The organism is Stenotrophomonas sp. C9D9 (assembly GCF_056491205.1).
This window is the reverse complement of the sequence record NZ_JBSZIF010000004.1, coordinates 934,873-955,043: the sequence shown is the minus strand read 5'-3', so window position 1 is coordinate 955,043 and position 20,171 is coordinate 934,873. Positions and strand designations below refer to the sequence as shown.

The following is a 20,171-nucleotide window of genomic DNA, read 5'->3' as shown; positions in this document are numbered from 1 at the left end:
ACCAGAGGGTGGAAGGATACCCCCATAGGGTATACGATCCATCCATGGCCCATGTACACAAGAATCGAAAGCAGCTGCTGACCCGGGTACGCCGTATCGGCGGCCAGGTGGCGGCATTGGAGCAGGCGCTGGACAGGCCGGAGGGTGAGGCCGGCGACTGTGCGGACGTGCTGGTGCAGGTTGCCGCCGTGCGCGGTGCCGCCCACAGCCTGCTGATGGAGCTGCTGCACGAGCACCTGCAGGAACACGTGGTGGGCGCCGAAGATCCGCAGCAGCGGGCGGACGAGGCCGCGGTGCTGGTGGAGCTGCTTCGTCGCTACGGCAAATGACCGGGTAGTGCCGGCCGCTGGCCGGCACCAGCAGGTTGCGTGCGGCGTTCATGGGGTTGCCGGCCAGCGGCGGGCACTACCCGTGCCGGTGCCGCGCGTTCCAGATGTGCGTGGCGGCCAGCAGCAGGCTGCCGGTGACGGTCATCGGCGTTTCCCAATCGTGCGAGGGCAGCGCCAGCGCGCCGGCCAGCAGCAGGCCGAGCCCGGTGCCGGCGGTGGCCCAGGCCAGCACGGGCAGTGGGTGGCGGCGCTCGGCCCGCCACAGCGCGTAGCCGGTCAGTGGCAGGGCGATGGCCACGAACAGCAGGTGCACCCACTCCGCTTCGGCCCAGGTGCCAAGCAGTGGCAGCGCGGCGGCAAGCAGGGGCAGCGCCAGGCAGTGCAGCAGGCACAGGCTGGACAGGGCGACCGCGCCGGCATCGAGCAGGGCGGCAGAAGGCGACTTCATCGGGGGAGGTTCCTTGCGCGACAATTGTTATACAGTAACATTTCCGTTCCGCAGCCAACCCGCTCCGACATGAACACTGTTTCCCGCGCCGACCGTCGCCTTCCGGTCACTGTGCTGTCCGGCTTCCTCGGGGCCGGCAAGACCACCCTGCTCAACCAGATCCTGCGCAACCGCGAGGGCCTGCGCGTGGCGGTCATCGTCAACGACATGAGCGAGGTCAACATCGATGCGCAGCTGGTGCGCGAGGGTGGCGCCGAACTGCGCCGCACCGAAGAGACGCTGGTGGAATTCAGCAATGGCTGCATCTGCTGCACGCTGCGCGACGACCTGCTGCAGGAAGTGCGGCGGCTGGCCGATGCCGGTCGCTACGACTACCTGCTGATCGAGTCGACCGGAATCGGTGAACCGATGCCGGTGGCGGCCACCTTTGCGGTACGCGACGAGCAGGGCTTCAGCCTGAGTGACATCGCGCGCCTGGACACGATGGTGACGGTGGTGGATGGCAGCGCGTTCCTGGCCGACTTCGGTTCGACGCTGCGCCTGGCCGAGCGCGGGCAACAGGCCGGGCCAGACGACGATCGCGGCGTGGTCGACCTGCTGTGCGAGCAGGTGGAGTTCGCCGATGTGATCGTGGTCAGCAAGGTCGACCAGGTGGATGACGAAGTGCTGCAGGACACGCTGGCCGTGCTGCGTGGCTTGAACCGCGACGCGAAGCTGTTGCTGTCCAGCTTCGGTGATGTGCCGCTGGCCGAGTTGCTGGACACCGGCCGCTTCGATTACGAGCGTGCGCAACGTGCGCCGGGTTGGGTGAAGGAACTGCGTGGCGAGCACACACCCGAAACCGAGGAGTACGGCATCGCCAGTTTCGTCTACCGCTCGCGGCGACCGTTCCATCCTGCGCGCTTCGCCCGCGCGCTGCAGTCGGGCATGCCCGGCGTGATCCGCAGCAAGGGCTGGTTCTGGCTGGCCAACCGCATGGACTGGGTGGGCGAGCTGAACACCGTGGGTGCCGCGACGCGGACGCAGGCGGCGGGATTCTGGTACGCCGCGCGCGATCGCGTGCGCGCCGGGCTGGAAGACACCGCGCCGTTGCTGCCGCCGACGCCGCTGCCTTACAGCGACCTGGGGTGGGCGCGGCAGCAGGCCGACTGCTGGAGCGCGCCGTTGCCGGGGCTGGAAGAATTCCCGGATGCGGCCGCGCATTCGGCGATGCAGCGGCTGTGGCACCCGTTGTGGGGGGATCGCCGCCAAGAGCTGGTGGTGATCGGCGTGCACATGGATGAGCGCGCGGTGCGCGCGGAACTGGATGCCTGCCTGCTCAACGAACAGGAGCTGCGCGCCGGCCCGTTGCTATGGCATCAGCTGCCGCAGGCGTTCCCGGTGTGGAAGCGCTGAGCGGGCGTTGAGGGTGCGGGGTGTGCCGGCCAGCGGCCGGCACTGCCCGCCATGCATCCATCCACGCATGGCGTGGATCTACAAGGCGTCGCGCCACTGCCAGCCATCGGCACCGACCTGCAACACCTGCGTCGGCTGCAGCGCCTGCAGCAGGTGCCGGTCGTGGCTGACCATCATCAGGGCACCCGGCCATGCCGCCAGCAGTTCTTCCAGTGCCTGCAACGCGCTCAGGTCCAGTGCGTTGCCGGGCTCGTCCAGCAGCAGCAGCTGCGGTGCGGGGTCGGCATACAGCACGCTGGCCAGCGCGCCTTTCACCCGTTCGCCATCGCTGAGGCTATGGGCTGCACGCTGGATGCGCTGCGCGTCCAGCCCGAGCAGGGCCAGCCGTGTGCGCAGTTCACCCGCATCAGCCGCCGGGTTGGCGGCCTGCACGGTGTCGAGAATGCTGCACTCGCCGGACAACCCCAGCAGCTGCTGGTCGAGCAGCGCCAGCGGTGCATGGCGTTGCACGGTGCCGCTGCGTGCAGGCAGCTGGCCGGCCAGCACGCGCAGCAGCGTGGACTTGCCACTGCCGTTGTCACCGACCACGGCGATGCGCTGCCCTCGACGGATCTCCAGCTGCAACGGTGCACTGCAGCCATGCGGCAAAACCAGCGAGTCCACCTGCAGAAGGCGTGCGCTGCCGCGTTCACCCTCACCGGCAAACAGTGCCAGTTCCGGCGCGGCCTGAACCGCCGAGGCTGCAGCGCGCAGCTGATCGGCGCTGACCTGCAGGCGTTCGGCCTGTACCTGCTGCGCGCGGCCGTGGCTGGCCTCGGCACGCTGCTTCTGCCGGCCAAGCAGGATCGGTGCCTGGTTGGCCTGCTTTGCATCGCGGTTGCCACGTGCCTGGCGTTGCTGCTGGCGTTCGTGTTGTTCGCGCGCGCTGCGTTGCTGCTGCCGGTGCTGGGCGCGCGCATGGTCGAGCTGTGCAGCAGCGGCTTCGCGTTCGGCGGCACGCGCGTCGGCGTAGTGCTGCCACGGCCCGCCATAGCGATGCAGCCCGCGCGCGTCGAGCTCAACGATCTGCTGCATCTGCGCCAGCAGCTCGCGATCATGGCTGATCACCAGCAGGCCACCGCGCCACTGCTGCAGCTGTTGGTACAGCTGCTGGCGATGGCGTGCATCGAGGTGGTTGCTGGGCTCGTCCAGGATCAGCCAATCGGCGCCGCTGGCCCAGGCGCCGGACAGCGCCACCTGCATGGCCTGGCCGCCACTGAGGCGCGCGGCGGGTTGGGCGGGATCGAGATCGTCGGGCAGCCGTAGCGCTTGCCATTGCTGCTGCAGGCGCTCGCGCAGATCCCAACGTTCACCGACGCAGGCGAAGTCGTTCTCGTCCACGCTGCCGGCTTCGATGCGTTGCAGTGCGGCCAGTTCCGCGCCGACGCCGGCCAGTTCACCGACCGTGCCGGCGGGGGGATAGCCGGGCGTCGGCAACAGGAACACGCGGCCGCTGCTGCGCACCTGCCCGTTCTCTGGCTGCACCCGACCGGCCAACAGGCGTGCGAGCACGCTCTTGCCGGTGCCATTGGCACCCACCAGGCCGGTGGCGACCGGTTCGAAGGAAAACGACAGATCGGAAAACAGCGGGCGGCCGTCGGCCAGCCGATACGACACGCGATCGAGCGTGAGGGAATGTGTGGTCATGCGACCTCCATGGATGCCGGGTTCTCCCCTGCGCGCAGGGGCGGGAAGAGTCAGGCCGTCTAGTGGGAAGACGGCGGCATCAATGGCGCATTGGTCGCGAGCCTCTTGGAGGAATGAGCGGGCAGTATAGCGGGGCTGGCTGAATGGTCGGGTGTGGCACCGCCAGGCATGGCCGACGCTACAAGGCATCCACGCATGGCGTGGATCTACTGCACGAGGCACGCATGGCGTGGATCTACTGTGGGCCGGACATGGGGGGACCGCGACTAGGGCACGGTTTCCAGGCGGGCGCTGACGAAATCGATGAACACCCGCAGCTTCGGCAGTACGTGGCGGCCCGAGGGCCACAGCAGGTGGAAGATGCCGCAGGAATGCACGTGTTCGTCCAACACGGTGACCAGGCGACCGTCGGCCAGCGCATCGCGCACCGAGTGCACCGGTACGAAGGCCAGGCCGACGTGGCGCAACGCCAGCGCCACCCGCGCCTCGATGGTGTTGGCCACCATGTGTACCGGCAGCTCCTGCGGGGTTTCCTCATCGGGCCAGTGGATCGGCCACAGTTCCAGCTTGCCGGTACTGGGGAAGCGGTAGTGCAGCAACGTGTGCTGCAACAGGTCGGCCGGCGTGCGTGGCGTGCCGCGGCGCTGCAGGTACGCCGGCGAGGCAACGATGCGGCGTGGAAAGACGCCCAGGCGACGTGCGTTCATGCGTGAATCGCTGGGCTCGCCGACACGCAGCACGGCGTCGAAACCCTCCTCGATGACGTCGACCAGCCGGTCGCTGAAATCCAGGTCGAGGCGGATGTCCGGATACGCCGCCATGAATTCGGCCATCAACGGCAGGGTGAGGTCGCCCACCAACGGCAGGCCGATGCGCAGCGTGCCGCGAGGCGTGGCGTGCGGCTGTGCCAGTTCGGTGCGCGCGGCATCGCGCTCGTCGAGGATGCGCCGGCAGCGCGCCAGGAACAGTTGGCCCTCGGCGGTGAGGGTGATGCTGCGCGTGCTGCGATGGAACAGGCGCACGCCCAGTGCATGCTCCAGCCGGGCAACGCACTTGCCGGCGGCCGAGGCGGAGATGCCCTGCAGGCGCCCGGTCTCGACGAAGCTGCGGGTGTCGGAGGCGTGGACGAAAGTCTGCAGGTTGGCGAGGTTGTCCAGGACTGACATGGGTGTGCGGGTGATGAAAGCGGCAGGGTAGGGGTGCGCGATCGCGACGGGCAGCGCCGCCACCGCAACACTGTGGTGCGAGGCGGGTCGCCGGCCGTTGCGGCCTTGCAGTTCCGGGCATGATGCCGATTGCGGACTCCACGGTCCACGATGCCCGGAGCGGCAACCGGCTTTTTGCGCCGTGCTGTGCTGCCTAACGTGGCGGGCCTCTCCCCACGGATCACCGCGATGAATGCCGTTCTTTCCCTTGAACCCGCGCCGACGCTGCCTTCGGTGCAGCGGCTGCTGCAGCAGGTCCACCCGCTGCGCCTGGTCGGCGCGGTGGTGCTGGTGCGTGAGCACGGCGTGCTGCGCCATGCCAGCGCGACCGGGCTGGCTGATCGCGAGTCGGCGATGCCGATGCGGCGCGACCAGCTGTTCCGGCTGTCATCGGTCAGCAAGCCGCTGCTGACCACGGTGATCCTGCGCCTGGTGGCCGAGGGCGTGCTCGACCTCGATGCGCCGGTGCAGCGTTGGTTGCCGGACTTCCGCCCGGCGCTGGCCGATGGCCGCATGCCGCCGATCAGCCTGCGCCAGCTGCTCAGCCACAGCAGCGGGCTGGGCTACCGCTTCCTGGAAGCCGATGCGGAGGGCCCCTATGCGCGCGTTGGGGTCAGCGATGGCCTGGATGCGAACCCGCTTTCCCTGACCGAGAACGTACGCCGGATCGCGCAGGCACCGCTGCTGTTCGAGCCGGGCAGCCAATGGCTGTACTCGTTGGGCGTGGATGTGGCCGGTGCGGTTGCCGAAGCGGCGACCGGTGAAACGCTGCAGGTGCTGTTCGAGCGTTTGCTGGCCGCCCCCTTGGGCCTGCGTGATACCGCGTTCGCCACGCGCGAGGGTGCGCGGCTCGCCACGCCCTATGTGAGCGACACGCCGCAGCCGCATCGCCTGCAGGAAGGGGAAGTGGTCGCGCCGTTCGAAGGTACGGTCGGCATCGAGTACAGCCTCGCGCGTGCCACCGACGCCAGCCAGTACGCTTCGGCGGGCGCCGGCCTGGTGGGTACCGCCGATGAAGTGATGTCGGTGCTGGAGGCGCTGCGCGATGTGCAGCGCTCCGGCCTGCTGCCGCCCGCGCTGGCGGCGGAGATGGCCAGCCCGCAGGTGGGCGAGCAGGGGCCGCCGGAACCGGCCGGCTGGGGCTTCGGGCTGGGCTTTGCAGTGTTGCGCGATGCTGCCGCCAGTGGCACGCCGCAGCGCGAAGGGACCTGGCGCTGGGGCGGTGCCTATGGCCACAGCTGGTTCGTCGACCCATCGCGTGGACTGAGCGTGGTGGCACTGACCAACACCCTGTACGAAGGCATGGATGGGGCCTTCGTCGATGAGCTGCGCGATGCGGTGTATGCCGATCTGGAGACCGTGCGATGAGCGGCCATGCCATCGATGCGGCCAGCCCGGCCGGTGAGGCCACGCGTCTGCCATGGGCGGGCCTGCTGGCGTTGGCCGGCGGTGGCTTCATCACCCTGCTCACCGAGACGCTGCCGGCCGGTGTACTGCGTCCGATGGGCGACAGCCTGGGGGTGAGTGATGCGGCGGTCGGCCAGCTGGTGAGCGTGTATGCGCTGGGCTCGGTGATGGCCGCGCTGCCGATGACCGCGCTGACCCAGCGCCTGCCGCGGCGTCCGCTGTTGCTGGCCGCCATTGCCGGTTTCGTGGTGGTCAACACGCTGACCGCGCTGAGCAGCAGTTACGCGCTGATCCTCGCCGCGCGCTTCCTGGCCGGCGTGAGCGGTGGCCTGCTGTGGTCGCTGGTGGCCGGTTACGCCGCGCGCATGGTGGTGCCGTCGTTGCAGGGGCGGGCCATCGCGGTGGCGATGGTGGGTTCGCCGTTGGCGCTGTCACTGGGAGTGCCGGCCGGTACGCTGCTCGGCCAGCAGATCGGCTGGCGCTGGGCGTTCGCATTGATGAGCGTGCTGGGCGTGGGTCTGCTGGCATACGCGCGCTGGACACTGCCGGCGCTGCCGGCGGCCGGTGCCGGCCAGCGCACCTCGTTGGCTACGGTCTGGCGGATGCCCGGCGTGCGCAGCACGCTGCTGGTGATGATGGTGTACGTGCTGGCGCACAACGTGCTGTACACCTACATCGAGCCGCTGGCGGTCGATGCGGGTGCCGGTGCGTGGCTGGACCGGCTGCTGCTGGCGTTTGGCGTGGCGGCGATTGCCGGCATCGGGATTGCTGGCTGGGGCGTGGATCGCCACCTGCGTGCGCTGGTGTGGGCGGCGGTGATCGGCTTCATCGTGCCGGTACTGACGTTGCTGGTATGGCCGGGCGTGGCCAGCGCGCTGCTGCTGGCGACGATCCTGTGGGGCGTGGCGTTCGGCGCGGTGCCGACGCTGTTCCAGACCGCACTGGCACGCCGTGCGGGTGCCGCCGCAGACCTGGCGCAGTCGATGCTGGTGACCGGCTGGAACCTGGCCATAGCCGCCGGCGGTGTAGCGGGCGGGGTGCTGCTGCAGGCCAGCGGCCCACGCCAGCTGGGATGGCTGCCGTTGCTGTTGCTGGCGGTGACCGTGGCGTGGCTGCTGGCACGGCCGAAGGCGTGGGCGTAGCGGCCGATCAGTGTCACGTGGAGCCGGCCAGCGGCCGGCACTACCGTGGTCCGCGCCATCCACGCATGGCGTGGAACTACCGAGCGCAGCGACCCGCGTTTGCTTTTGCTTTCTTCTGTTGATTCCGTGGTGGGACGCAGCCGGAACCTGTCAGAGGCCGGGGCGGTCGGGTTCGCGGGGGTGTCCGCGGCATGGATGCCGCGGCCAAGCCCCCATGGATGGGTTTACGGCGTCCCCCGCGAACCCGACCGCCCCGGCCAACTCCGGGATAGCTGTACGCGACCCACCACGAGGGGCTCTGCCGTTGGCCGTCCTACTCGATCCCCTCACGCTCGATCGGCACGCTGCGCGGGTTCTGCATGTGCTCGCGTGCAGCACCGTACTGCTGCTGCCGCTTGTGATGGAAAGCGACGAATTCATCACGCGGCAGCGGCCGCGAGAACAGCCAGCCCTGACCGAATTCCACGTGCCGGCTGTGCAGGTAGGCCAGCTGCGCTTCGGTTTCCACGCCCTCGGCCACCACCCACAGGCCCAGCTCCTTGGCCATGTCGATGATGTGCGGCGTGACCGGGCTGGTCGCGCTTTCGGTACCGATCGCATCGATGAACGACTTGTCGATCTTCAGCGCGTCCAGTGGCAGCTGCTCCAGGTACTGCAGGCTGGAGAAGCCGACGCCGAAATCGTCGATGGCCACGCTGTGGCCGGCGCGGCGGGCGGCGGCGAGCATGGTGCGTGCGCGGTCCAGGTCGAGGAAGCCGCGTTCGGTGGCCTCCATCCAGATCTGCTGCGGCAGGATGCCGCTGCCGGCCATGTGCCGGGCAATCATCTTCAGGGCGCGGCCGCTGCTGATGTCCTCGGCGGCGAGGTTGATCGCGATGTGCGCGCTGCGGTCGGCCACCAGCAGCTCGCGCATGTCGCGCACCACGTTCTCGATCACCAGGTCGGTGACGTCGGCGATCATGCCGGCCTCTTCGGCCAGCGGAATGAACAGGTCGGGCCGCACCTGGGTGCCATCCGGGCGTTGCCAGCGCACCAGTGCCTCGGCGCCGACGCAGATGCCGGTGTCCAGTTCGATGATCGGCTGGTAATGCAGGTACAGCTCGCGGCGGCGGATGGCGGTGGCCAGTTCACCGCGCAGCGACAGGCGGCGCCGCGACAGCCAGATCACCAGGCCGGCACCGGCGGCGGCCAGCAGCAGGCCCACCGGCACGTACAGCCACGCCTGCTGGCGGAACGCCGCGGCCAGCGCGGTGCGCGGCGTGGTGGCGATGGCCAGCCATTCCTCGTTGCGCGCGGTGGCGAACAGGGTGCTGTGATCCAGGCCTTCGCCGGGGTCGCGCAGCAGTGCCTGCAGCAGGTCCGGATCCAGGCCTGGCTGTTTGGCCAACAGACGTCCATCGGGGCTGGCCAGCGCCAGCCGCACGTTCGGGTCGGCAATGACATCGACGAAGCGGCGCGGGTCCACCAGTGCGTCGTAGGACCCATACAGGACCGCCAGCACCTGGCGGCGCCCGCTGTTTTCAGGGCGCACATCCACCGCGATGCCGGCGCCATCGCTGGTGACGTGGTCCGGCGTGGGCTGATCCACGTCGGACAGGAACGGTCCCCAGGAGGTGCAGCGCAGCTTGCCGCCTTCGAAGTAGCCCATCTGGTCGATCGATGGGGTGGTCATCACCAGGGTCTGCAGGCGCCGGATGTGCTCGGGACTGCAGGGCACGTAGCCACCGGCCTCGGCCGATTTCAGTGCCGCCAGCGCTTCCTGGTAGGACAGGTCGGAGCGGCGCAGGGTACGGTCGGCGATGTCGCGCAGGCGCTGCTGTTCGACGCTGATCGCGCGGTCCCAGGTGGCATAGGCCATGACCGCGATCGGCACCGCAGCGGCCAGCAGCGCCAGCGCGGTGCCGCCGATGATGACGCGCAGGCGGCTCATGGCCGGGGCTCCAGCGGGGCGGGCGGGGCAGGGCGCATGGTCGGGCCGGTCCTTGGGCAGGTGCGGCTATCTGAGCATGGCGCCGGGCCGGGCGGAATGGGATCAATACGGTATTCGGTCACATTGTGGTGAAAGCGGCCGACTTTGACGTAATAGGTCCGTCCGGCGCTGGCGCTTGGCGCCGTGGAGGACTACCGTCGGATGCTTCGCCCGTCCCTTAGCCCGCGCCCATGACCGAGCCCGCAACGCCCCCCGAGCACCTGCGCCGCAGCCTGTCCAACCGCCACCTGCAACTGATCGCCATCGGCGGTGCCATCGGCACCGGCCTGTTCATGGGGTCGGGCAAGACCATCAGCCTGGCCGGCCCGTCCATCGTCTTCGTCTACCTGATCATCGGCGCGATGCTGTTCTTCGTGATGCGCGCGATGGGCGAGCTGCTGCTGTCCAACCTGCAGTACAAATCCTTCATCGATTTCTCCACTGACCTGCTCGGCCCGTGGGCCGGGTTCTTCTGTGGATGGACCTACTGGTTCTGCTGGATCGTCACCGCCATTGCCGACGTGATCGCGATCGCCGCCTATGCGCAGTTCTGGTTCCCCGGGCTTGAAGCCTGGAAACCGGCGCTGGCCTGCGTGATGCTGCTGCTGGCGTTGAACCTGGTGACGGTGAAGCTGTTCGGTGAAATGGAATTCTGGTTCGCGCTGATCAAGATCGTGGCAATCTGCGCGTTGATCATCACCGGCGCCGGGCTGGTGGCGTGGGGCTTCACCTCGCCCAGTGGTCACACCGCATCGCTGTCGAACCTGTGGAATGACGGTGGCATGTTCCCGATGGGACTGGTCGGCTTCTTCGCCGGTTTCCAGATTGCGGTGTTCGCCTTCGTCGGCATCGAGCTGGTGGGCACCACCGCCGCCGAAACCGCCGACCCCGAGCGCAACCTGCCCAAGGCGATCAACTCGATCCCGGTGCGCATCATCATCTTCTACGTGCTGGCGCTGATCGCGATCATGGCGGTGACACCGTGGCGCCAGGTGGTGCCGGACAAGAGCCCGTTCGTGCAGTTGTTCGTACTGGCTGGCATTCCCGCCGCCGCCAGCCTGATCAACTTCGTGGTGCTGACCTCGGCCACGTCCTCCGCCAACAGCGGCATCTTCTCCACCAGCCGCATGCTGTACGGCCTGGCCGAAGAGGGCCACGCCCCGCGCGGGCTGTCGAAGCTGTCACGCGCCGCGGTGCCGGCCCGCGGCCTGCTGTTCTCATGCCTGTGCCTGCTGGGCGGCACGCTGCTGATCTACCTGATTCCCAACCTGGTGACCGCCTTCACCCTGGTGACGACGCTGGCGACGGTGCTGTTCATCTTCGTCTGGTCGCTGATCCTGGTGGCCTACATGGCCTATCGCCGCCGCTACCCGGAGCGCCATGCTGCATCGATCTTCAAGATGCCCGGCGGCGTTGCGATGTGCTGGGCCTGCCTGGTGTTCTTCGCCGGCGTGCTGGTGCTGCTGAGCCTGCAGGGCGATACCCGCCAGGCGCTGATCGCCAGCCCCGCGTGGTTCGTGCTGCTGGGCGTGGGGTATTGGGTGCGGCGGAGGGCTGCGAAGTAACCCGGCGTTTTCGTTCCATTGATTGATCCACTGTCTCCGGACGTTTCATCCACGCATGGCGTGGATCTACTGCCCGCCGCTGGGAACTGTCGAAGGCGGGGTGGGTCCGGTTGTGGGGGCGTGAGCCGCATGGATGCGGCGACCGAGCTTACATGGACGTACTTGCAGCGTCCCCCACAACCGGACCCACCCCGCCTCCTCGCAGGAAAACGGCTGTTGCTGTTGAGGTTGCCGGCCAGCGGCCGGCACTACCGCAGGTGCAGGGCGCAGCCCTGCCGACCCCCATTCACCCAACATTAGCGGACGCGGCCGGATCATCCGGCCGCCATGTCCCGTCGCCCCCTCCTGCTCGCGCTGTTGCTGCTGCCCAGCCTGTGGCCCGGGCTGGCCGCCGCGCGCACCGTCTATCGCTGCGTGCAGGGCAACACTGTCAGCCTGGCCACCGCTCCGGAACCGGGCTCGCGCTGTACCGCCAGGGAGATCGACGACAACGCCATCCAGACCCCGAACCTGTGGGGCAACATGGGCGTGTTCAGCGGCGTGCTGTACGAGCGCGAACAGGACGGGGCGCTGGTCTACTCCACGCGCAACCTGCCCGGCTCGCGGGTGTTCCTGAAGTTCACCGTGGCCACGCCGCCGGGCGAGCCGGCGCACGAAGGCCTGGGCAAGGTCGGCAAACCGCAGCTGGCGCAGCACGCCAGGCAGTTCAAGGCCGCGGCCAAGGCCACCGGCGTCGATGATGCCTGGCTGCGTGCGATCGCCCACGCCGAAAGCAATTTCGATGCGCTGGCGGTATCCAGCAAGGGCGCGCAGGGGGTGATGCAGCTGATGCCCGATACCGCGCTGGAATACGGGGTAAGCGATCCGTTCTCGCCGCAGCAGTCGATCGAGGGCGGCGCGCGCTACATGCGCGCGCTGTTGCGCCGCTACAACGGCGACCGCCCGTTGGCGGCGGCCGCCTACAACGCGGGCATCGGTGCGGTCACCCGCTACAAGGGCGTGCCGCCCTACGCCGAAACCCTGGCCTACGTGGACAAGGTGATGGCGCTGTACGCGCGCTACCGTGAAGCGATGGGCATCCGTACCGAGGTGCCGGCGCGCTAGCAGGCACTCAGCGCGAGGTGGAAGTGCTGACCAGGTCGTAGCGTTCGATGCGGCCGACACGTGCCACCTCGGCCTGTACATCCGCGCGCTGCTTGAGTGCGCGCCAGGCGGCATCGATGCGTACGTCGCCCGGCAGTGACGGATAGGTACGCATGTCCTGCAGGCTGGCCAGGGTTTCACCGCGTTCAACCGGCGAGCGCAGCTGTTCGATCAGCACGGCGGCGGCCCCGTCCAGGTTGCCTTCCTCCAGCAGCATTTCGCGATGGAACAGGCGGGCATCATCGCGCTGGGCCAGGATCACCGCGCGCGCCGCATCGCGTGCCTTGGCATCGCCACGCTCGCGGGCGGCGGCGAACTGCAGCAGCGCCTGCGCGGCCTTGCCGTAGCCGGCGAGGCCCGGCATGTCATTCACGGCCTGCGCAGCGTCCTGCATGCGGCCCAGCGAACTGAACACGAAACCGACATTCATCTGGTGCTCGACACCATCCGGGCCGAGCACGCCGATGCGTGCGGCCTGCTTTGCAGTGGCTAGTGCCTCATCGGTGCGGCCCAGCCGGCGCAGCGCGGTGAGCCGGCTGTTGAGCAGCCAGGCCACCCATTCCGCTTCGGCGGCGGAAGGTGATTCGCCGTTGCTCGCCGCACCGGCCATGCCCTCGGTCAACGACAGCACTTCCTCGTTGCGGTCCAGCATCAGCAGGGTGGTGCTGAACTCGGCCATGCGCGCATCCAGTGCGCGGTCGAGCAGGCCGGAGACGCGCAGTTGATCGAGGTGGCGCTGTGCCGCCTGCACCGGATCGAAGCGCGCATCGCCGCGATCGACATAGCGGTCGAAGCGCTTGTCGCTGCGCAGGCGGATGATCTCGGCCGGGCTGTCGATGCGCGCCAGCGTGGCTGGGATGCCGTCACCACGCCCGTTGTCGGCCTGCAGCGTGGCCAGCGCCAGCCACAGCCCGGTGGGTTCCAGGCCGCCACTCTTCCAGCCGTTGTCGAACAGCGCCTGCAGCAGGTCCATGCGCTTCTGTGGCTGGTCACGCAGGCGGTACTGCAGGTAGTTGATGGCGTGGTGATCGACCGGCAGCGGTGCGTCGGCATGCTGCAGTGCCTTCACCAGGAAGGTGGTGGCTGCGGCCGGCTGGTTGTCCGACAGTTCCACCGACACCTGGGTGAGCAGGACCTGGGCATCCTCCGGCAGGGCCTCCTGCGCCCGCTGCAGGTAGCGGCGGGCCTGGTCCGGCTTCTTCTGCATCAGCGCGGTCCAGCCGGCCACCTGCGCGGCGCGGCCACGATGCTCGGCATCGAAGTCGTCCAGCAGCGGATCCTCCATCAGCCGCTCCATGCTGATCAGTGCGCCCAGCGTATTGCCGCTGCGTGCCTGCTGGATCGCTTCATCCCAGCGCGTGGCGTACGCCGCGTGTACTGCATCGGCGGTGGCGGAGGGCTTCTGCGGGGCCACCGTGATCGAGGCGGAGGCGGACGCGCTGGCCAATGCGGCCAGCAGCAGGGCGGCCAGGGGGATGATGCGGGGCATGGAGGATCTCCATCCGTGGGAACCGCATTGAACCTGCTGCAGCCAGTGAGAACAAGCAGGGCGCATGGAACTCTGCTGTTCCCCCGTACGATTGGCCGTGGCGGATCGCACCTTCACCGTCTATTGTCGGTGCCTCTTCAGGCAGGAGCAGCGCAGCACGATGGCACGGTGGCAATGGATGGTGGCAGGGGTGGCGTCTGCAACGGCGGTGGCATTGGCAGCGACCTGGTGGGAGACGCCGCTGCACACGCTGGCCGAGCCTGCGGGCCCGGCGCCCACGCCATTGGCCTGGACCGCACAGATCGAGCCGTTGGCCGGTGACGGCCATCCCGGTGACCGGGACGGTGGATCCGCGCAGGCGCGTTTCGCCGATCCCTACGCGCTGCTGCGCGGTGCCGATGGCAGCATCTACTTCACCGATGCCGGCGACAACAACCGCATCCGTCGCCGACTGCCCGATGGCCGCATCGAAACCGTGGCCGGGCAGGGCGAGGGACGCGTCGACGGCCCGGCACTGCAGGCCAGTTTCAATACCCCCTCGGGCATTGCCGCCGACGCGCAGGGCAACCTGTATGTGGCCGACACCGGCAACCACGCGATCCGCCGCATCGGCACCGATGGCCAGGTGACCACGCTGGCCGGTGGCGAACAGGGCCATGCAGATGGCCCCGGCGCGCAGGCCCGCTTCGATGCGCCGATGGGCATCGCAGTGGATGCGCAGGGCCAGGTCTACGTGGCCGATACGTTCAATGATCGCATCCGGGTGATCGGCACCGATGGCAGCGTGCGCACCCTGGCCGGTGGTGATCGGCCGGGCCTTGCCGATGGCGTGGGCGCCGCTGCGCGTTTCGATACGCCGGTGGCGCTGGCCTTCGACGCGCAGGGTGCGTTGCTGGTGGCCGATCTGTTCAACAACGCGGTGCGCCGGGTGGCGGCCGATGGCACGGTCAGCACGGTGGTCGCCGCCGGTGGCGTGATCAATGGGCCGCTGTCGCTGGCTACCACCCACGATGGCGTGCTGTACGTGGGTGACCTGGATGGCCGCATCGTGCAGGTGACGCCGCAGGGCCACCAGATCGCGCTGGTCGGCAATGGCCGCCTGCCGCGCCTGGCCCGCCCCAGTGGCCTGGCGATGGATGCCGATGGCAGCGTGCTGGTGGCCGACGCCGCCAGCTACCGCCTGCACCGCCTGCGCCCGTTGCCGGTGGGTGACCTGCCGGCGCCGGCGCTGGTCGGCCCGGCCGCTGATGCCGCGTTGCCGAAGACCGGGGGCCGTTGGCCGCTGGCACCGCAGGAGGGCTGGCACGAAGTGGTCGGTACGCTGGGCGAAGTGCGTGGCAACTTCAGCGGCGAGAGCCGCCACCACCTGCACGGCGGCTTCGATGTACGCGGTGATGTGGGACAGACCGTGCTGGCGATCGCCGACGGCAAGATCAGCAGCCCGGTGGCGGCCTGGAACCTGGGCGAGCAGGCCGAGGGCCTGGCCGTGGATCGTCTCAAGTACATCCACATGCGGGTCGGCCGCAGTCCGCGCGACCAGCCGTTCGATGCGCGCTGGCAGGCGTTGTATGACGAGCAGGGCAAGCTGGAACGGATGCGCGTGCGCCGTGGCATGCGCATCCAGGTCGGTGACCGCCTGGGCAGCATCAACAACCAGGCGCACGTGCATCTGGCGGTGGGTACCGGCGGTTTCGAGACCAACGCGGTGGCGCTGGGCTTCCACAACTACGCCGACCACTTCGCGCCGCGCATCACCGATGTGGCCCTGCTGGACGACAACGACCAGCCGATGGCGGCGGGCAGCGACGGCGTAGTGATGGTGGCGCGCCAGGGCCGCGGCGTGCAGATCGTGATCGAGGCCTGGGACCAGGTCGACAACAACCTGCCGCGTCGCCGCCTGGGCATGTACCAGGTGGGCTACCAGATCCTCGATGCCGCTGGACAGCCGCTGCAGGGCTACGAGCAGCCGCGCTGGAACATCGTGTTCAACCGCATGCCGCCGCAGAAGGAAGCGGTGCGCGTGGCCTACGCATCGGACAGCGGCATCACCGTGCATGGCAGCGCGGTCACCCGTTTCCGCTACCTGGCCACCAACACCGTGCGTGACGGCCTGATGGAGACCGGGCGCTGGCAGCCGGCGGCGCTGCCGCCGGGCGAGTACATCGTGCGCGCCAGCGTGCGCGACTACAGCGGCAACGAAGGCGTCGGCCCGCGCGAGATCAGAGTACGGCTGCTGCCATAGCGGCAGCCGGGGCGCCGCAGCGTTCGCGTTCGGCGTCCATGTCCTCCAGCGGCCGCACCTCGATGCTGCCGAAGCGCGCCCAGGGGAAGTCGCGGGCGATGCGCATGGCTTCGTCGCGGTCGCGGGCGACGATCAGGTTGAAGCCGGCCAGCAGTTCGCGGGTTTCGGCGAACGGGCCATCGAGCACACGGCTGTGGCCATCGCGCACACGCAGGGTCTGCGCGGTGTCGACCGGCTGCAGCTTCTGCGCGGCCAGCAGCGTGCCTTCGGCCTGCAGCTTGTCGGCGTGGGCGAGGCAGTCGCGCATCAGCGCGTTGAATTCTTCGGTGGGCAGCGCCTGCAGCAGGGCAGGCTCGATATAGATCAGAAGCAGGTACTGCTGCATGGCACGGTCCTGGCGGGGGCGGGGTGCCCATGATGGCGCAGGTTTGTCTGCCGGCATGCTGCAGCGCGAAAAGCCGCCTGCGGCGGGCGAACGGCGAACGGCGGAGCCCCTCCGTGGTGGGGTGGGTTGGTCGCTGAAAGCTGGGTTTCTGCGGGTGGGCCGGGCGGGTGGGATTGGCGGGGACGCCGTGAATCCGTCCGTGGAGGCTTAGCCGCGCCATCCATGGCGCGGATACCCCGCCAATCCCACCCGCCCGACCCCTGACAGATTCCGGTCGCCGAACCACCACGGGAAATCAACAACAAGAGCGAAAGCGGGTCGCTTCGCTCGCAAAGCCGAGGCCGCCAGCCAACCGCCGTTGCTGTTGCTTTTGTTTTTTTTCTTGATCTTCCCGTGGTGGAACGGAGACAGGAACTTGTCCAAGGCCGGGTGGGTAGGCGGGGCGGGGGTGTCCGCGGCATGGATGCCGCGGCCAAGCCCCCAGGGACGGGTTTACGGCGTCCCCCGACCCGCCTACCCACCCGGCCAAACCCATGAACCCGAGCTTTTCAGCGACCAACCCACCCCCACCACGGAGGGGCTCCGCCGTTCGCCGATCGCCGCCGAAGGCGCGCTTTCCACGGAAGAAATAATTTTCAGAAGACGTGTCGATTCCCAGCCCCCTGGTTCGTTGTACCCAGTGAAGGGCACGCACCACGCGTCCCCACGGGAGACCACAATGAAAGTGATGGTGATCGTGAAGGCCAACGCCGACTCCGAAGCCGGCCGCATGCCCAGCGAACAGGAACTGTCCGAAATGGGCACCTTCAACGAACAACTCGTGGCCGCCGGCATCATGCTGGCCGGTGAAGGGCTGCACGCCACCCAGCGCGGCCGCCGCATTCACTTCGGCGGCGCGGCACCCATGGTCGAGGCCGGTCCGTTCGGTCCTGCCAGTGAACAGATCGCCGGCTTCTGGCTGTGGGAGGTGCGGTCGCTGGACGAGGCCGTCGAGTGGGCCAGCCGTGCGCCGTTCGGCAGTGGCGACACCCTCGAACTGCGTCCCTTGATCTCCGCTGAAGACTTCGGCGAAGCCTTCACCCCCGAATTACAGCAGCAGGAACAGCGTCTGCGTGCACAGCTGGAAGGTTGATCCGATTCATCTCCCTGCCGGGCTCGACCCGGCACTACCACCCTGAACCACACCACGGAGTATTGCCATGAGACTGATTCCCTTCCTCGGCTTCAGCGGCCAGGCCCACGACGCGATGGCGTTCTACGCCAAGGCACTCGGTGGCCAGGTCACCTCGGAAATGAAGTACCGCGACATGCCGCCGTCCGATGGCATGCCCGGCTGCAACGAGATGCCGGCGCAGACCCTGGACCACGTTGCGCACAGCCAGCTGGAGATCGGCAACGCCATCATGATGGCGGCCGACGGCCCCGGCGGCGGCGAGGGTGGCTCGACCACCATCAATGTCGACGTCGACAGCATTGAAGAAGCCGAACGCGTGTTCGCCGCGCTGGCCGAGGGTGGCCAGGTGCAGATGCCGATCGCCGAAACGTTCTGGGCACACCGCTGGGGCATGCTGATCGACCGCTACGGCAAGCCGTGGATGGTCAACTGCATGAAGCAGCCCTGATCCCGTCTCTTTGATCCACCCAGGAGCTTTACCGATGAGTGCACCGCAACCGCAGATGATCTTCGTCAACCTGCCCGTGCAGGATCTGAACGCGTCCAAGGCCTTCTTCGCCGCGTTGGGCTACAGCTTCAACCCGACCTTCACCAATGACGATGCGGCCTGCATGGTGATCAGCGAGAGCATCTTCGTGATGCTGCTGACCCAGCCGTTCTTCAAGCAGTTCACCACCAAGTCGATTGCAGACGCGCATCAGCAGACCGAGGTGATCACCTGCCTGTCGGCCGACAGCCGCAAGGCCGTGGACGTGATGGTGGACAAGGCACTGGCGGCCGGCGCCAGCGAACCGCAGCCCGCGCGCGACTACGGTTTCATGTACCAGCGTGGCTTCCAGGATCTGGATGGCCATCTCTGGGAAATCGCACACATGGACGGCGAGCCGGGCTGACGGCCGCCGCAGGGAGAACCCGCATGGCTTACGTGGATGCTTACGTGCTGCCGTGCCCGCAGGACAAGGTGGCGGCCTACCGCCGCCTTGCCCGCAAGGCCGGCGCGGTGTGGAAGGACCATGGCGCGCTGCAGTACATGGAATGCGTAGCCGACGATGTGGAACCGGGCAAGAGCACCTCGTTCCCGCGCGCCGTCAAGGCGAAACCGGGCGAGACGGTGATCGTCGCCTTCGTGGTGTTCCGCTCGCGCGCGGCACGCGACCGCATCAACGCAAAGGTGATGGCCGACCCGCGGCTGGCGTCGCTGGGCCCGAAGGACATGCCGTTCGATACCCGGCGCATGTTCTGGGGCGGCTTCAAGCCGATTGTTGAAGCGTGAGCTGCGGCGCTTGTGCGGGCCGGGCGTGCGTGCTGTGATCGGCGCATGCTCGAGCCCGCACTGACGCAGCGTCTGGAAACCCTCTGGCGGATGGAGTCGCCAGTGCTGATCGCGCGCCTGGCGCGGCTGCTCGGTGGCGATGTCGGCCGTGCCGAGGAACTGGCCCAGGACACCTGGCTGGCCGCGCTGGAGCGTTGGCCGGAGCAGGGCATCCCGGACAACCCCGGAGCCTGGCTGATGACCACCGCGCGCAACCGTGCCATCGATGTGCTGCGCCAGCACCAGCGGGTGGCGCAGCAGCACGCGCAATGGGGCGAGGAACTGCATCCGGCCGCGCTGCCGGCACCCGATGACAGCCAGGCGCTGGAGGATGACCTGGGCGATGACCTGCTGCGGTTGATGTTCGTGGCCTGCCATCCCGTGCTGCCGGCCGATGCGCGCGTGGCACTCACCCTGCGCCTGCTCGGTGGCCTGACCACCATCGAGATCGCGCGTGCGTTCCTGCAGCCGGAGCCGACCATCGCCCAGCGCATCGTGCGCGCCAAGCGCACCCTGGCGCAGAAGCAGGTGCCCTATGAAGTGCCACGCGCGGAGGCGATGCCGGAGCGCCTGGCCTCGGTGCTGGAGGTGATCTATCTGGTGTTCAACGAAGGCTATGCGGCCAGTGCCGGTGATGACTGGATGCGCCCGGCGCTGTGCGAGGAAGCACTGCGGCTGGCCCGCATCCTGGCGCATCGGTTGCCGGTGCCGCCGGTGCTGGGCCTGCTGGCATTGATGGAACTGCAGGCCTCGCGCGCAGCGGCGCGCGTGGATGCGCAGGGTGCACCGGTGCTGCTGGACCAGCAGAACCGTGCGCGTTGGGACTGGCTGCAGATCGACCGCGGGCAGCAGGTGCTGGCGCGCGCGTTGGCCATGGGTGGCGACCAGGACCCCTATGTGCTGCAAGCGCGCATCGCGGCCTGCCATGCGGCTGCGCGTCGCGCTGACGCCACCGATTGGCCGCGTATTGCTGCGCTCTATACACAGCTGCTGCAGGTGCAACCTTCGCCGGTGGTGGCATTGAACCGGGTGGTGGCGATCCTGCGCAGCGATGGTGCCTTCGCCGCATGGGCGCAACTGCAGCCACTGCTGGTCGATCCGCGCCTGCGCGACTACGCGCCGCTGCAGGTAGTGCGCGGCGAGCTGCTGCAGGCACTGGGACGGGAGCAGGACGCGCGCGATGCATTTGCCGAAGCCGCCCGGCTCAGCCAGAACCAGGCCGAGCGCGGACTGCTGCGGCAACGGGCGGGCCTGCCTCCCACGGAGTGAACCGACAAAGG

Annotated in this window: 19 protein-coding genes; 12 read left to right on the top strand and 7 right to left on the bottom strand. The window is 68.5% G+C overall.

What is annotated here, in order from left to right:
* The first annotated feature begins 44 nt into the window (after nt 1-44).
* Complete coding sequence (locus ACXI0D_RS09835; protein ID WP_049443556.1) at nt 45-329, top strand: metal-sensing transcriptional repressor; 285 nt, start codon at nt 45-47, stop codon at nt 327-329.
* 76 nt (nt 330-405) lie between these two features.
* Here the strand turns inward: ACXI0D_RS09835 and ACXI0D_RS09830 are convergent, their stop codons facing one another.
* Nucleotides 406-777, bottom strand: coding sequence for a MerC domain-containing protein (locus ACXI0D_RS09830; protein ID WP_049443558.1), 372 nt, complete (start codon nt 775-777; stop codon nt 406-408).
* Between the two features lie 69 nt (nt 778-846).
* Between ACXI0D_RS09830 and ACXI0D_RS09825 the strand changes: the two genes are divergently transcribed.
* Nucleotides 847-2,172: a GTP-binding protein gene (locus ACXI0D_RS09825; RefSeq protein ID WP_101764837.1), complete on the top strand. Its 1,326-nt coding sequence runs from the start codon at nt 847-849 to the stop codon at nt 2,170-2,172.
* A 78-nt stretch (nt 2,173-2,250) separates the two neighbouring features.
* On the opposite strand, the gene ACXI0D_RS09820 is transcribed toward ACXI0D_RS09825, so the two are convergent.
* Nucleotides 2,251-3,858, bottom strand: a complete 1,608-nt coding sequence (locus ACXI0D_RS09820; RefSeq protein ID WP_479642530.1) for an ATP-binding cassette domain-containing protein — start codon at nt 3,856-3,858, stop codon at nt 2,251-2,253.
* 266 nt (nt 3,859-4,124) lie between these two features.
* Nucleotides 4,125-5,024, bottom strand: a complete 900-nt coding sequence (locus ACXI0D_RS09815) for a LysR family transcriptional regulator (protein ID WP_432593023.1) — start codon at nt 5,022-5,024, stop codon at nt 4,125-4,127.
* 228 nt (nt 5,025-5,252) lie between these two features.
* On the opposite strand from ACXI0D_RS09815, the gene ACXI0D_RS09810 reads away from it, so the two are divergent.
* Nucleotides 5,253-6,431, top strand: coding sequence for a serine hydrolase domain-containing protein (locus ACXI0D_RS09810; RefSeq protein WP_479642529.1), 1,179 nt, complete (start codon nt 5,253-5,255; stop codon nt 6,429-6,431).
* Entirely contained in the window at nt 6,428-7,612 is a 1,185-nt protein-coding gene (locus ACXI0D_RS09805; RefSeq protein ID WP_479642528.1) for an MFS transporter, read from the top strand. Before ACXI0D_RS09810 ends, ACXI0D_RS09805 begins: the two co-directional genes overlap by 4 nt.
* Before the next feature lie 313 nt (nt 7,613-7,925).
* Here the strand turns inward: ACXI0D_RS09805 and ACXI0D_RS09800 are convergent, their stop codons facing one another.
* Nucleotides 7,926-9,542 (bottom strand): EAL domain-containing protein, encoded by a 1,617-nt coding sequence (locus tag ACXI0D_RS09800; protein ID WP_101764842.1) that lies wholly within the window; start codon nt 9,540-9,542, stop codon nt 7,926-7,928.
* Nucleotides 9,543-9,772: 230 nt separating this feature from the next.
* Between ACXI0D_RS09800 and cycA the strand changes: the two genes are divergently transcribed.
* The gene (cycA, locus tag ACXI0D_RS09795) at nt 9,773-11,146 is read left to right on the top strand and encodes a D-serine/D-alanine/glycine transporter (protein WP_049444868.1); all 1,374 of its coding nucleotides are present in this window, start codon (nt 9,773-9,775) and stop codon (nt 11,144-11,146) included.
* Between the two features lie 327 nt (nt 11,147-11,473).
* A complete protein-coding gene (locus ACXI0D_RS09790) occupies nt 11,474-12,250 on the top strand; it encodes a lytic transglycosylase domain-containing protein (protein WP_101764844.1) in 777 nt (258 codons plus the stop codon).
* A gap of 7 nt (nt 12,251-12,257) precedes the next feature.
* On the opposite strand, the gene ACXI0D_RS09785 is transcribed toward ACXI0D_RS09790, so the two are convergent.
* On the bottom strand, nt 12,258-13,778 hold the full coding sequence (locus ACXI0D_RS09785; protein WP_101764845.1) for a tetratricopeptide repeat protein: 1,521 nt from the start codon (nt 13,776-13,778) through the stop codon (nt 12,258-12,260).
* A 160-nt stretch (nt 13,779-13,938) separates the two neighbouring features.
* Between ACXI0D_RS09785 and ACXI0D_RS09780 the strand changes: the two genes are divergently transcribed.
* Nucleotides 13,939-16,020: a gluconolaconase gene (locus tag ACXI0D_RS09780; RefSeq protein WP_479642527.1), complete on the top strand. Its 2,082-nt coding sequence runs from the start codon at nt 13,939-13,941 to the stop codon at nt 16,018-16,020.
* On the opposite strand, the gene ACXI0D_RS09775 is transcribed toward ACXI0D_RS09780, so the two are convergent.
* A complete protein-coding gene (locus ACXI0D_RS09775) occupies nt 15,998-16,405 on the bottom strand; it encodes a YciI family protein (protein WP_005412102.1) in 408 nt (135 codons plus the stop codon). The two genes, ACXI0D_RS09780 and ACXI0D_RS09775, sit on opposite strands and share 23 nt — an antisense overlap.
* Nucleotides 16,406-16,612: 207 nt before the next feature.
* Nucleotides 16,613-16,828 carry a hypothetical protein gene (locus ACXI0D_RS09770; RefSeq protein ID WP_458220975.1) on the bottom strand — a complete coding sequence of 72 codons (216 nt, stop codon included), beginning with the start codon at nt 16,826-16,828 and terminating at the stop codon, nt 16,613-16,615.
* A 295-nt stretch (nt 16,829-17,123) separates the two neighbouring features.
* Here ACXI0D_RS09770 and ACXI0D_RS09765 point away from each other — a divergent pair, with 295 nt between their 5' ends.
* From ACXI0D_RS09765 to ACXI0D_RS09745, 5 genes are all read left to right on the top strand, one after another.
* Nucleotides 17,124-17,537, top strand: a complete 414-nt coding sequence (locus ACXI0D_RS09765; protein WP_479642526.1) for a YciI family protein — start codon at nt 17,124-17,126, stop codon at nt 17,535-17,537.
* Between the two features lie 67 nt (nt 17,538-17,604).
* The gene (locus ACXI0D_RS09760; protein ID WP_075675489.1) at nt 17,605-18,027 is read left to right on the top strand and encodes a VOC family protein; all 423 of its coding nucleotides are present in this window, start codon (nt 17,605-17,607) and stop codon (nt 18,025-18,027) included.
* Nucleotides 18,028-18,061: 34 nt separating this feature from the next.
* The gene (locus ACXI0D_RS09755) at nt 18,062-18,472 is read left to right on the top strand and encodes a VOC family protein (protein WP_101764849.1); all 411 of its coding nucleotides are present in this window, start codon (nt 18,062-18,064) and stop codon (nt 18,470-18,472) included.
* Between the two features lie 23 nt (nt 18,473-18,495).
* Nucleotides 18,496-18,852, top strand: a complete 357-nt coding sequence (locus tag ACXI0D_RS09750) for a DUF1428 domain-containing protein (protein ID WP_014645774.1) — start codon at nt 18,496-18,498, stop codon at nt 18,850-18,852.
* 45 nt (nt 18,853-18,897) lie between these two features.
* Nucleotides 18,898-20,160 carry an RNA polymerase sigma factor gene (locus ACXI0D_RS09745; protein WP_458220972.1) on the top strand — a complete coding sequence of 421 codons (1,263 nt, stop codon included), beginning with the start codon at nt 18,898-18,900 and terminating at the stop codon, nt 20,158-20,160.
* Nucleotides 20,161-20,171 lie beyond the last annotated feature (11 nt).

What these genes read in the sequence shown, in the direction of transcription:
- ACXI0D_RS09835 (WP_049443556.1), top strand. Translation starts at nt 45, where the DNA reads ATGGCCCATGTACACAAGAATCGAAAGCAGCTGCTGACCCGGGTACGC.
- ACXI0D_RS09830 (WP_049443558.1), bottom strand. Translation starts at nt 777, where the DNA reads ATGAAGTCGCCTTCTGCCGCCCTGCTCGATGCCGGCGCGGTCGCCCTG.
- ACXI0D_RS09825 (WP_101764837.1), top strand. Translation starts at nt 847, where the DNA reads ATGAACACTGTTTCCCGCGCCGACCGTCGCCTTCCGGTCACTGTGCTG.
- ACXI0D_RS09820 (WP_479642530.1), bottom strand. Translation starts at nt 3,858, where the DNA reads ATGACCACACATTCCCTCACGCTCGATCGCGTGTCGTATCGGCTGGCC.
- ACXI0D_RS09815 (WP_432593023.1), bottom strand. Translation starts at nt 5,024, where the DNA reads ATGTCAGTCCTGGACAACCTCGCCAACCTGCAGACTTTCGTCCACGCC.
- ACXI0D_RS09810 (WP_479642529.1), top strand. Translation starts at nt 5,253, where the DNA reads ATGAATGCCGTTCTTTCCCTTGAACCCGCGCCGACGCTGCCTTCGGTG.
- ACXI0D_RS09805 (WP_479642528.1), top strand. Translation starts at nt 6,428, where the DNA reads ATGAGCGGCCATGCCATCGATGCGGCCAGCCCGGCCGGTGAGGCCACG.
- ACXI0D_RS09800 (WP_101764842.1), bottom strand. Translation starts at nt 9,542, where the DNA reads ATGAGCCGCCTGCGCGTCATCATCGGCGGCACCGCGCTGGCGCTGCTG.
- cycA (WP_049444868.1), top strand. Translation starts at nt 9,773, where the DNA reads ATGACCGAGCCCGCAACGCCCCCCGAGCACCTGCGCCGCAGCCTGTCC.
- ACXI0D_RS09790 (WP_101764844.1), top strand. Translation starts at nt 11,474, where the DNA reads ATGTCCCGTCGCCCCCTCCTGCTCGCGCTGTTGCTGCTGCCCAGCCTG.
- ACXI0D_RS09785 (WP_101764845.1), bottom strand. Translation starts at nt 13,778, where the DNA reads ATGCCCCGCATCATCCCCCTGGCCGCCCTGCTGCTGGCCGCATTGGCC.
- ACXI0D_RS09780 (WP_479642527.1), top strand. Translation starts at nt 13,939, where the DNA reads ATGGCACGGTGGCAATGGATGGTGGCAGGGGTGGCGTCTGCAACGGCG.
- ACXI0D_RS09775 (WP_005412102.1), bottom strand. Translation starts at nt 16,405, where the DNA reads ATGCAGCAGTACCTGCTTCTGATCTATATCGAGCCTGCCCTGCTGCAG.
- ACXI0D_RS09765 (WP_479642526.1), top strand. Translation starts at nt 17,124, where the DNA reads ATGAAAGTGATGGTGATCGTGAAGGCCAACGCCGACTCCGAAGCCGGC.
- ACXI0D_RS09760 (WP_075675489.1), top strand. Translation starts at nt 17,605, where the DNA reads ATGAGACTGATTCCCTTCCTCGGCTTCAGCGGCCAGGCCCACGACGCG.
- ACXI0D_RS09755 (WP_101764849.1), top strand. Translation starts at nt 18,062, where the DNA reads ATGAGTGCACCGCAACCGCAGATGATCTTCGTCAACCTGCCCGTGCAG.
- ACXI0D_RS09750 (WP_014645774.1), top strand. Translation starts at nt 18,496, where the DNA reads ATGGCTTACGTGGATGCTTACGTGCTGCCGTGCCCGCAGGACAAGGTG.
- ACXI0D_RS09745 (WP_458220972.1), top strand. Translation starts at nt 18,898, where the DNA reads ATGCTCGAGCCCGCACTGACGCAGCGTCTGGAAACCCTCTGGCGGATG.